This window comes from Fictibacillus sp. BK138, assembly GCF_004216955.1.
In the GTDB taxonomy this organism is placed as follows: Bacteria; Bacillota; Bacilli; order Bacillales; family Fictibacillaceae; genus Fictibacillus.
On sequence record NZ_SGXL01000001.1, the window covers coordinates 534,504 to 546,451 of the forward strand.

8 protein-coding genes are annotated in these 11,948 nt (G+C 43.0%); all 8 read left to right on the forward strand.

Features of this window, described 5'->3' with window-relative positions:
* Nucleotides 1–11: 11 nt before the first annotated feature.
* The 8 genes from EV282_RS02665 to EV282_RS02700 all read left to right on the forward strand — a co-directional run bounded on the left by EV282_RS02665 (nt 12) and on the right by EV282_RS02700 (nt 11,645).
* The gene (locus EV282_RS02665) at nt 12–890 is read left to right on the forward strand and encodes a carbohydrate ABC transporter permease (RefSeq protein ID WP_066293245.1); all 879 of its coding nucleotides are present in this window, start codon (nt 12–14) and stop codon (nt 888–890) included.
* Nucleotides 891–910: 20 nt separating this feature from the next.
* Nucleotides 911–2,926: a YIP1 family protein gene (locus tag EV282_RS02670; RefSeq protein ID WP_130293561.1), complete on the forward strand. Its 2,016-nt coding sequence runs from the start codon at nt 911–913 to the stop codon at nt 2,924–2,926.
* Complete coding sequence (locus EV282_RS02675) at nt 2,919–5,198, forward strand: DUF5696 domain-containing protein (protein ID WP_130293563.1); 2,280 nt, start codon at nt 2,919–2,921, stop codon at nt 5,196–5,198. The genes EV282_RS02670 and EV282_RS02675 overlap by 8 nt, the downstream gene beginning before the upstream one ends.
* A complete protein-coding gene (locus EV282_RS02680) occupies nt 5,179–6,039 on the forward strand; it encodes a carbohydrate ABC transporter permease (RefSeq protein WP_130293565.1) in 861 nt (286 codons plus the stop codon). Before EV282_RS02675 ends, EV282_RS02680 begins: the two co-directional genes overlap by 20 nt.
* Before the next feature lie 15 nt (nt 6,040–6,054).
* Nucleotides 6,055–7,005 carry a carbohydrate ABC transporter permease gene (locus EV282_RS02685; protein WP_242611811.1) on the forward strand — a complete coding sequence of 317 codons (951 nt, stop codon included), beginning with the start codon at nt 6,055–6,057 and terminating at the stop codon, nt 7,003–7,005.
* Between the two features lie 446 nt (nt 7,006–7,451).
* Complete coding sequence (locus tag EV282_RS02690; RefSeq protein ID WP_130293567.1) at nt 7,452–8,672, forward strand: glucoamylase family protein; 1,221 nt, start codon at nt 7,452–7,454, stop codon at nt 8,670–8,672.
* Nucleotides 8,669–11,080 (forward strand): beta-galactosidase, encoded by a 2,412-nt coding sequence (locus EV282_RS02695; RefSeq protein ID WP_130293569.1) that lies wholly within the window; start codon nt 8,669–8,671, stop codon nt 11,078–11,080. Before EV282_RS02690 ends, EV282_RS02695 begins: the two co-directional genes overlap by 4 nt.
* Nucleotides 11,081–11,276: 196 nt before the next feature.
* Nucleotides 11,277–11,645, forward strand: coding sequence for a hypothetical protein (locus EV282_RS02700; protein WP_130293571.1), 369 nt, complete (start codon nt 11,277–11,279; stop codon nt 11,643–11,645).
* Nucleotides 11,646–11,948 lie beyond the last annotated feature (303 nt).

Genomic DNA, 11,948 nt, shown 5'->3' on the forward strand with positions numbered 1-11,948 from the left:
GAGTGATAAACATGTCGGCCTTTCAAGGGACAAAGATGAACCCGTCAAAGTTTCATAAAAGCCAATTGAAGTTCCTTGCATTCTTGATTCCATTGGCTATATTTATGGCTTTGCCGATCGTCTATATATTTTTTCATGCATTTAAACCAATTGATGAATTGTTCGCGTATCCGCCGCGCTTTTTTGTAGACAAGCCAACGTTTCAAAACTTTGTGGACCTGTTTACGAAAACGAATGATACGGGAGTACCGATGTCGCGTTTCCTGTTCAACAGTGTTGTCGTTACGCTTATCGTTGTTGTCCTTACCGTAATCATCAGCACGATGGCAGGCTACGCGCTATCTAAGAAAAATTTCAAGATGAAAAAAGCGATCTTTGAGATCAACACGCTCGCGCTCATGTTCGTCCCGGCGGCCGTAGCCATTCCGCGCTACCTTTTAATCGACGAACTGGGACTGATCAACACGTTCTTGGTGCATATCCTCCCGCTACTGGCGATGCCGATCGGGTTGTTCCTGGTCAAGCAGTTCATCGACCAGATACCGGATGAATTGCTCGAAGCAGCACGGCTTGACGGAGCATCTGATTTTCAGATCTTCGTACGGATCATCGTTCCGCTCGTAAAGCCGGCTATCGCAACGATTGCGATATTATCGTTCCAGCTCGTTTGGAACAGTATCGAAAGCTCGTCACTCTATGTGAACGATGAGGGACTGAAGACATTTTCTTTTTACATGTCGACCTTAACTTCAACGGTGGACGGTAATAATGTAGCAGGACAAGGACTTGCAGCTGCTGCCTCCTTGATCATGTTCATACCGAATCTCGTTATATTTATCATACTGCAGAGCCAAGTGATGAACACGATGGCCCATTCAGGAATCAAGTAAGAAAGTAGGAGGGGGGAGAAATGAAGCGTACATTACAACTTGCAGCATTATTGGTATTTTTGCTCGTTCCGCTCCAGTCGATCGCTTCTGCTTCTGTCCCTTATAAGACAGAGACATTATCGGCGGATGGACAGACGATCGAAACACAGACCGCCTATATGCCGGTAAGCACACTCATGCCGGATGCCGGGATTACGAATCCTGAAGATATCTTCTCCGACACAAAAGGAAACCTGTATGTGGCTGATTCAGGCACGAAAACCATTCTTGTAGCTGACAAGAACGGAAACAGAGTCGGGGAGATCGGAAAAGGCATTTTAAAATCACCGACTGGCGTCTATGTGGACGATAAAGAAAAGATCTATGTTGCGGATTATGAAGAAGAGAAGGTCTTCCGCTTTGGTCGTGATGGAAAAGTAGAAGCGGAATTTGGAAAACCAGATTCTCCGCTTTTCGGTAAAAAATCATCTTTTAAACCGCAAAAAGTGGCCGTCGACAGACGCGGCAACATCTATGTGATCAGTGAAGGATCTACGAACGGGATGATTCAGCTCAGCAACGAAGGTTCGTTCCTTGGTTATTACGGGGTTAACAGCACAGAGGCTTCGTTCGGCTCATTCGTGCAAAAGCTACTAACGTCTGAGAGCAAAAAAGCAAGAATGTTCATGAAAACACCGCCTGCACCGGATAACATTGCGCTTGATGACCAGGGACTCGTGTATTCCGTCACAGAAGGAACGACGAACGAGGTTATAAAAAAGCTGAATGTTGCAGGAAAGAACATGCTGTTTGAAGATATTTCAGAAGAAAAATCACTGCAGGATATCGCGGTTGATGCTGACGGGAACATGTTTGTCGTATCGAGCTCAGGCGAAATCTATGAATATGACAGCTTTGGGAATCTATTATTCATCTTTGGAGGGAAAGACGATGGTACGAACCGGCTTGGATTATTTAAACAGCCTACCGGCATCACCATCGATCCTGACGGCAGACTGTATGTGACCGATAAAGAACGCGGACTGATCCAAGTCTTTGAATCAACGGCCTTTTCGAATCAAGTACATAAAGGAATCGCACTCTTTAAAGAGGGGCGTTATGTACAAAGTCAAAAGTATTGGGAATCTGTTCTGGAGATGAACTCCTCTTTCGGACTGGCGCATTCCGCTATGGGCTCTGCCTACTATAAACAGCAAGACTATGAAAAAGCATTAGAAGAATACAAGTTTGCTAACGATGTGTACGGTTATTCCGATTCATTCTGGGAAGTCCGCCATGCGTGGATGCAGGAAAATCTGGAGACTGTATTGTTTATCGTAATCATCCTGATCGTCCTATTCTATGTCTTGAAGGCTGTTGATAAAAGAAATGGCATCCTCGACAAGCCGCGCAGCAGTTTGAGAGCCGTGAAAAAACAGAAACTGATCGGGGAACTGCTCTTTCTGTTTCAATTCTTCAGACATCCGATCGACAGCTTCTATTATTTGAAACGCAAGAACTATGCATCGGTGGTATCAGCAACCATCCTTTATATAGTCCTGATCGCTGAATATATTTACAGCCGGTTTTACACCGGATTCATCTACAACACGGTTGGAACGGAAGCAACTTTGCTCGGAGAACTTCTGCTCCTTGTCGTTCCTCTCAGTCTTTTTATTATCGTAAACTATCTAGTCAGTACGATTAATGACGGAGAAGGAAGATTTAAGGATATCTATATCGGAACCATCTATTCGCTGGCACCGTTCCTTGTGTTCAGTATACCGATCACGCTTCTGTCAAACGTTCTCACGTACAACGAAGCGTTTGTGTATGTGTTCTCGATTCGCATCATTTACGCATGGTGCCTGATCATCCTGTTCATTATGATTAAAGAAATTCACAACTATACATTTTCTGATACAGTACGAAACATTTTCGTTACGCTGTTTGGCATGGTGATCATGCTTCTGGTCGTGTTCATCGTATTCGTACTGATCGACCAAGTGTACGATTTCGTTTATTCCATCATAAAGGAGGCTGTTTTACGTGTATAAAAAAATCATGCTTGCACTTGTATTATTGCTTGTACCCATCACGGTTCTAGCGGCACAAGATGATAAGAAAAATACAGATCAGCCTCCTGTTATATCCAAAACGGGCCAAAATCTGATGAAATATACGTCTTCTTCGTTCACGAAGCCTGAAAAGAAAGACGCAAAGGCTGTTCAGCAAAAGAATTCGTTCGTGGGTTTTGAGAAAGCCGCGGAAAACGAAAGTCTTGCTTTATATGTGAATGAAGAAAACTTGGCCATTAAGATTCAAAACAAAAAGACGAATTACGTCTGGAATTCAGGACTTGATCAACCCGATCAATACCGTCTGAACAAAACGTGGGAACAGATGGCACAATCTGCAATCACTGTCGACTACATGGACCGGCGAGGAAAGGTAAGAACAGAAAGTATTACAACGAACGATTCCCGTCCAAGAGTGAAGATGACGGACAATGGATTTACAGCTTCTCTTTATTTGAACCAGTCCAAGCTTGAGTTTGAAGTGAAGGTGGAACTTGACGGTAGCGATGTTGTTGTTTCCATTCCTGAAGAAGAGATCAAAGAAAGCAAGTATACAAAGCTCATCTCAATGCGCGTCTATCCGTTCTTAGGTGCGGTGAACGAAAACGACATTAACGGGTATATGTTCATTCCGGATGGAAGCGGCGCCCTGATCCGCTATGAAAAGAGCAGCAGCAAGGCAGATGCTCCGTTTACAGGCACTATTTATGGGACAGACGAAGCGTTCAAAAAAACAGAAACGAAGAAGGACACAAAAGTTACACCTGCTGAACAGATTAAGATGCCTGTTTTTGGTGCTGTTCATGGCGTAAAGCAGAATGCCTTTTTAGCCGTCATCGAAGAGGGATACACTCATGGCGATATTTTAGCTTATCCATCCGGTGTTTCAACCGACTTCAACTGGATCGCTTCCGAGTACCATTTTAGAAAAGAATACTATCAGCCGACGAGTAAGAACATGAAAGGCTTAACCTTATACCAAAAATCAAAGAATCCGTTCGGTGTAAAGCTAAGATACAAGTTCCTTCAAGAAGGTGAAGCGGACTATGTCGGGATGGCGAAGGCTTACCAGAACCATCTGACAGACACGAAACAGCTGGAAAAAAAGGAAGACCAAACAGGAGTAAGACTTGAGTTTCTTGGAGGAGAAGTAAAAGAAGGACTCCTATGGGACTCTGTTCTGCCGATGACAAAGATTACGGACATTCCTAGAATGACAGACGAACTTAAGCAAGAAGTTGAGAACATGTTTGTCGTTTATAAAGGGTGGTCAAAGGGCGGAATGACAGGAACCCTGCCAAACAAGTTTCCGTTTGAAAACAACCTCGGTGATGAAGACGAAGTAAAAGATACGATCAAAGCTCTTCAAAAAGATAACATTTTGACTTATTTTTACACCGATTATACAAAAGCCTATGATGGTGCTTCAGGCTATTCGGGCAGTAAAGATGTAGCGAAGAAGATCAGTTCCGAGACGATCTCACATAGTGAGGATAAAAAGACGGTTTTTTACTTATCGCCTGAAAAAGCTTTACTTGCCGCAAAGGATGAAAGTAAAGAATACAAAGAGCTTGGAATCTCAAATGTTGCGATTGATACGAGCGGCTACACGCTGTTTTCCGATTTCAGCACGAAAAAATCGTCAGAGCGCAGCCAGACGATCAAGACGTATAAAGAACTGTTCAGAACGTTGGAAAAGCAAGTTGAAAACGTGGCGCTGTATGAGCCGAACACGTATTTATGGAGCGAGACAGATCGGTATTTGGATGTTCCGATGAATTCGTCCAACTACGTGTTTGAAACTGACACAGTACCGTTCATGCAGATCGTTCTTAAAGGGTACATGCCGTATTATGCGCCTTTCTCGAATTTTAACTCAGACACAGAAGATCAGATGCTGCGCATGATTGAGTATGGAGCATATCCTTCATTCCTTTTAACAGAAGAGCCATCTCACTTACTGGCAAAAACAGCATCCAAGCATATCTACACGTCTGAGTATTCCATATGGAAAGACAAGATCATCGCTCAGTACAAACAGGTAGAAAAGAGTCTAGGTCAGGTGGAAGGCCAGGAGATCGTAAGCCGTACGATACCTCAGACTGGAGTCGTGGAAGTAGGGTATTCAAATGGGAAAGTCATTATCGTCAATTACACAAACAATGCGTATAAAAAAAATGGCATAGAAGTAGATGCGAAAGATTTTGCTGTAACAGAAGGAGGAGAAGCAGATGAAAAGGCTGAGGAATAACAGAAACATCACAGGGCTGCTCTTTGTTTCACCTTGGATTATCGGCTTTCTCATCTTTACGGCTTTTCCTCTTTTATACTCGCTGTTTTTGAGCTTTCAGCAAGTCAAGATCACGACTGATGGTATTAAAACGAAATTTGTGAAATTTGGAAACTATGAATATGCCTTTACAGTAGATGGTACGTTTTTGGATAAGGTGCAGACTTACCTGCAAGAAATGGTGATCTCTGTCCCGATCATTATTGTTTTTTCCTTGATTATCGCGCTTCTCTTAAACCAAAAGGTAAAATTTCGCGGTGTGTTCAGGACGATTTTCTTTCTGCCCGTTATCATCGCGAGCGGACCGGTAATCAAAGAACTGATCGATCAAGGGATCACGACGATTCCCTCCATTGAGCAGTACGCGATCTACCAGTCGTTAAATGATAACCCGGAAGGTTTTTTTAACGGAATTTTGCTGTATTTGATCAAAAACTTAATCGTCATTCTTTGGTACTCCGGTGTTCAGATTTTGATCTTTCTTGCCGCTCTTCAGAAGATGGACAAGCAGATCTTTGAGGCGGCGAAGATCGATGGGGCAAGCAACTGGGAGTTCTTTTGGAAGATTACACTGCCTAGCCTTGTGCCGATGATCGTCGTGAATTTGATCTATACGATCGTCACGTATTCTGTTTTTTCTTTGAATCCGATCATCGAACATATACAGAAGAACATGTTTAAAGTAGACACAGGCTATGGTTATGCATCAGCACTGTCCTGGATCTACTTTCTTATCATCGCGGCAGCTCTGGCCATTTCGGTTGGTGCGATGACGTTAAAAAGAAAGAAAAATTACACCTAAGAGGATGTGATCAGGGTGCAAACAAAAACACAGCATTTAAACAAATATTATTTTAAAACGAAACGAATGTTTTTGGGCATGCAAGGGACGGACGGTCTTCTTTTCAAACTCTTGATCTACGGACTCTTAATCGGAATCGGATTCGTGTATTTATATCCGCTTCTCTATATGGGTGTATACAGTTTTAAGAGTTTAGATGATTTGTTAAATCCGCTCGTGAACTGGATTCCCACTCAGTTTTATACAGGAAATTATGAACAAGCGAATAAAGTGATGGATTTTTTCTCTACTTTAATGGAAACGCTTTACGTTACGGTGTTACCTGCATTAGCTCAAACAGCGGTTGCAGCGGTTGTTGGCTACGGGCTAGCACGCTTTGATTTCAAAGGGAAAAAAATCATCTTTGTACTCGTTCTTGCGACATTTATTATTCCACCCCAAGTAACGCTCATCCCAAGATACATCTTCTTTAATGAGCTGAACATCTTAGGAAGTCTATCCGCGTTCTTGCTGCCGGCAACCTTTGGGCAAGGCTTGAACAGTGCGATTTTTATCCTGATTTTTTATCAGTTTTTTAGAGCAGTTCCAAAAGCTTTGGAAGAAGCGGCGCAACTGGATGGAGCAGGGCATTTCCGAATCTTCTTTACGATCGCGCTTCCGATGGCGCTGCCGGCGATCATCATCTCGTTTTTGTTCTCGTTCGTGTGGTATTGGAACGAAACGTATTTGGCGGCGATCTATTTCGGGGACGCGTTGACGACCCTGCCGCTTCAGCTACAAAAATTCGTGGCGACGTACCAGAAGATGTTCCCGGCCGAGATGGGTGTGAGCGGGGGCAACCAGCTCAATGAGGGAATTAAGATGGCTGGGACTGTGCTTTCCATTCTTCCTCTTTTGATCGTATATTTCATCACGCAACGATGGTTTGTTGAGGGTGTGGATCGTTCCGGGATTACTGGGGAGTAAGGATAAGTACTGGTTCAATTTACCCATACAGATACTTTGCAAAAAACGTTTGAAAGTAGAAATTTTTTGTATAAATTAAGCAAATAGAGTAGTAGGGAGCTTAATCCGCTTTGGGTTCCTCGCTTTCCATGGAGTTCCGTGATTTCTGATCTGTTTTCCTATGTAAGAATAGGCAGATTGCGTGAAACGAGGAGCATTTCGCGTGAAACTAGGGGTGATTTGCGTGGAACTAAGACAATTTGGCGTGAAACTAGGGGTAGTGTGCGTGAAACTCGGCGTTTTTTGCGCGAACGTGTAACAGAATATAAGAGACGTACCGTGAAACAACGAGCCGCTTTCGATCACTAGACTTTCTCGCTCGTCCCATAGGATTCTCTCACCACATTTTTCAATAATGAAGATAAATTTTATTAAAACTCACTCAATAGATAGAGAGGGGAATAAAGATGGATACGCAAAAACTTTTGGATTTAGAAGCGAAAGGCTGTTTTGATTTTTTCTGGAAAGAAGCAAACGCTGATAAAAATAGTCCTGGTTATGGATTGATTTTGGATCAGTCAGCGAATAAGAAAGTGGCAAGCATCGCATCCAACGGATTTGGATTGACGGCGATCATTATCGGAATCGAGCGCGGCTGGATTACACGTGAGGAAGGCTATGAACGCACAAAAGGAACACTTGAAACATACTTGAACAACGTGGAGCATGCGAGCGGATTCTTTTATCACTTTTTAAACATGCAGACAGGTAAGAAGAACGAGGAATGGTATGATTGTGCGTCGATCATCGATACAGCGATCTTCTTATGCGGAGCTGTTACATCTGCTGAATATTTTGGCGGAGAAATCAAAGAGCTTTTTGAAAAAATCTATGCGCGGGTGGATTGGAACGTTTATTACGATGAGGCAGTGAACCAGTTTTATATGGGCTACACTCCCGAAAGAGGAGGCTTCCACCACTGGGACATGTACGCGGAGCAGATGATGATGTACGTACTTGGTGTGGCATCACCTACACATCCGGTTCCTGCGAAGATCTATGAAGGCTTTAAGCGCAGTAAAGGCAAGTACAAAGAGTACGAATACATTCACGCGCCAGGAAACGCGCTTTTCGTTCATCAATATTCACATGCGTTCGTGGATTTTAGAGGAATTGTAGATGGTGATGGAATAGACTGGTTCGAGAATTCGGTAAAAGCGACTCTAGCGAACCGTGCCTTCTGCAAAGAAAAGTCGAGTGAATTTAAGACGTATCATGAAAATTCTTGGGGCTTAACCGCTTGTGCGAGCCCGACCGGTTATCGTGTGCCGGGTGCTCCTCCTTATTATGAAGGGTGTGAACCAGAGCTTGAGGGTACGATCGCCCCGACTGGAGCAGCGGGCTCTATCGCGTTCACGCCTGATGAATCGATTGCCGCGATGAATTATTTTTATGAAGAACATCCTCAGCTTTGGGGAGAGTATGGATTCTGGGATTCTTACAACCTTGATGTTAGTCCGCCTTGGTACTCGGATCACGTCATCGGAATCGACAAAGGTATTACACTACTCATGATTGAAAACTATCAAACTGGTTTAGTGTGGGATCTTTTTATGAAAAACAAATATGTGAAAAGCGGTGCTGACCTTCTAGGCTGGAAAAAGAAAGAAGAGAGCACAGTAAAATGATTGAGATCAAGAACAAACAGATCATCATTGACGGAAAGCCGGTATTGATCACGTGCGGTGAAATCCACTATTACCGTGTGGATAAAAGTGAATGGCAAGACCGGTTGGACAAGCTAAAAGAAACAGGATGCAACTCCGTGGCGACTTATGTGCCTTGGCTTTGGCATGAGCCTGTTGAAGGACAGTTTGATTTTACCGGGAAAACGCGTCCTGAGACTGACCTTGCCGGCTTTATCGACCTTTGTACCGAGAACGGCTTTTATTTCTTTGTTCGTCCAGGTCCTTTTATCATGGCTGAGATGAAGAACGAAGGCCTCCCTTATTGGGTATACGAAAAACATCCTGAGATTATCCCGATAGGCTGGGACGGAAGTGAAGCAACAACGCCGACGGTTGATTATCTAGCTCCAGGCTTTTTAAAGGAAGTTCGCAAGTATTATGAAAAAGTAATGGAAGTGATTACTCCAAGGTTATATCCGAACGGTGGCAAGATTATCGCGTTCCAGCTCGATAACGAAGTAGGGATGCTATCGTGGGTGAGCAATACGCCTGATCTGACAGATAACTTGTTGAATGGTTTTTCCCGCTGGGTAGGCGAGCGTTATGGTGAGGATGTTAAGTCTCGCTATCCGTTCTCTTTAAAAGAGAGTGCTGAACGGAATGATGCGATTCGTTCGCCGAAGGAAGAATACTCGGCACAGCTTTTAAAAGATCTCGGGTATTACATGCGGTACCGTTTTGCCAAATACATTGCGATACTCCGGGAATATGCGGAAGAATTTGGTGTAAAGGAAATCCCGTTTGTTGTGAATATCCATGGGACAGGTGGCGGTCGCGGGCTGACGTATCCAATCGGTATCAGTCAGCTCTATGAATCTTATACACAGGCACCAGGTTATATCTCGGGTTCTGATATCTATTTTGGTGATCTGGATATGAAGACGTTCCAGGACCTTTATATTATTAATGGCTTTATGGATGCTGTTCATAATGACGATCAGCCGTTAACGTCTGTCGAATTTAACTGTGGCGACGGAAACTTTGGAGAGACGCTAGGTGAGCGTTACGATCCATCGGCTGCCGATTTCAAATTGCGCATGTGTCTTGCTCAAGGAAACCGGTTGATCAACTATTATCTGTTTTCCGGCGGGAAAAATGCTCGGCTGGATTCTTTGGTGGATGACGGAAACGATAGGATCGCATCAACCGGTGAACGTCACGGATTTGCAGCGCCAATCGGTCCAGAAGGAGACTATAACTATACGTTTCCGCGCATGTCACGTGTGAATCAGAGTGTGATGGCGGTAGGTGATAAGCTGGCTGCCATGGACGAAGACCGTGACGATGTGTCGTTTGCTTTTATCCCGGATTATTATATGACAGAATACCGATATCCGGGCAGTGAAGTAATGCGTGAGATCCTCTCCAACATTGAGGCGAACCGCGGATCTGGTGCATGGGAGATCATGGGTCGTGCGATGCTTTTGAACGGATACCGGTTTACAGCGATTGATATCCAGAACAAGCCGCTTTTGAAAGAGAAGACGCCAGTACTGGCACTTCCATCTGCTCGTTATATGGACAGAGGAATTCAAGAAAAATTAGTAAACTATCTCCAAGATGGCGGTAAAATTCTTCTATATGGCGAGGTTCCTCTTTTTGATATGGAAGGAAAGGACTGTATAATTCTTGCTGATGCTCTTAATGTAAAATACAAGAGTTATAGCCGGGACAGTCACCGTCACTATCTATCCATCTATGGAGATGGATGGGCTGAAGGGCAGCCTGAAATTCGCTCTTACTTTGCGCAAGGATTTGAGGTTGGAGAAAGTGTAACCCCGATTTTGCGCGTGTATGGATCAGATGACATATGTGGCTTTGAGTCTGAGGTTGGCAGTGGACGCGCTATCGTTGTAGCTGGAGCATATCGCTGTGATCTGCCTTTCTTTAAGAAAGCACTCGAGAGATTAGGTGCAACCGCTCAGCTAACGCATGACTTCAAGCATCATGGTATCTTTATGACATCCACATCTAATCGTGAAGGCGAGCGTTTTATTCATCTTTTGAACCTGGATGGTTTTGATAAAGAATTTACGGTTACTGATGGTGAAGATGTGCTGTTTGAAGGAAGGAAGATCCTTCTTCAAAGCAAAGACGGTGTCATGCTTCCTATGAATCTATCGTTGGGAAATGTGAAAATAGCTTATTCAACGGCTGAAATTGAAGCAGTGTATGAAGGAAGTATTGATTTTCGCTTAACTCAAGCAAAGGATGTTATCGCGTTTGAAAATGGTGCGGAAATTTTGCCGAGTGAAGATTATGAAGTGGAAGAATCCCAAGAATTAACGCTTGTTAAAAGCAAGAAACATGCGAAAGTGGATGATCAGCTCCGTGTTTTACTAGGTTAAAAGAATAGTATTTTTTAGAGCATATCCATTATTGAGTGGATATGCTTTTTTACTTTTATCAAAAAGAGGAGAAATACATTAGGAGGGGAATAAAGGAGTAGAAAATAATTTATGGATGTACATAACTGGGGTGCAGGGAATGTTAAGAAAATATATAGTGCTCGTCTCTTTGCTCGTGTTTTCTGGATGTGGAATTGTGACAGAAGATCCTAAAGCTCAAGGGGCTATACAACTAGAAAAGATGGAAAATGCAACAACTAAAAAGATACTAAAAGAAGGACAAAAGTTGTTAAAAGAATATAAAGATTTTATCCTCGAACCTGCTTCAGGCAAGGTATGCAAATTTGAGAGGGAAGATAACCGTATTGATAAAAATGAGTTAGATAGAAAAATACAAAGGAAATTCAAAGGTAAATTATATAAAAACATTGATTTGTATGCTTCTAAGTTACCCATTGATACACAAGTTTTTCATGTAAATGAGGATGGTACTGATTTTCTTTACGCCGAAGTTTCTAATGGGAAGGATCGAATCTATTCTTGTGAGTACTTTTATGGAAAGTAAATTTAAATGGTGCTAGTAATGACTGTCTGTGTTGGACTATAAAAGCGAAAAACACGCAAAAAATGTATGACCTTTTGCGTGTTATATGTAGATAAGTAAAAAAATGCGGATCTCGGAGACAATTTTGAGGTCCGTTTTTATGTGGAATTAGAATTGTGCGTGAAACGAAGCTATTTGTGCGTGGAACCTGCCTCTTTGCGCGTGAAACATGTAACTTCTTGCGTGAAAATCTTTAGATTCCGCGTGAAACTAACCCTTTTTTGCGTGAACGTGTAATAAAAAAAGAAACACGTACCGTGAAAA

Excerpts from the sequence above, each read along its gene's own strand:
- EV282_RS02690 (WP_130293567.1), top strand. The coding sequence starts at position 7,452 with ATGGATACGCAAAAACTTTTGGATTTAGAAGCGAAAGGCTGTTTTGAT.
- EV282_RS02695 (WP_130293569.1), top strand. The coding sequence starts at position 8,669 with ATGATTGAGATCAAGAACAAACAGATCATCATTGACGGAAAGCCGGTA.
- EV282_RS02665 (WP_066293245.1), top strand. The coding sequence starts at position 12 with ATGTCGGCCTTTCAAGGGACAAAGATGAACCCGTCAAAGTTTCATAAA.
- EV282_RS02670 (WP_130293561.1), top strand. The coding sequence starts at position 911 with ATGAAGCGTACATTACAACTTGCAGCATTATTGGTATTTTTGCTCGTT.
- EV282_RS02680 (WP_130293565.1), top strand. The coding sequence starts at position 5,179 with ATGAAAAGGCTGAGGAATAACAGAAACATCACAGGGCTGCTCTTTGTT.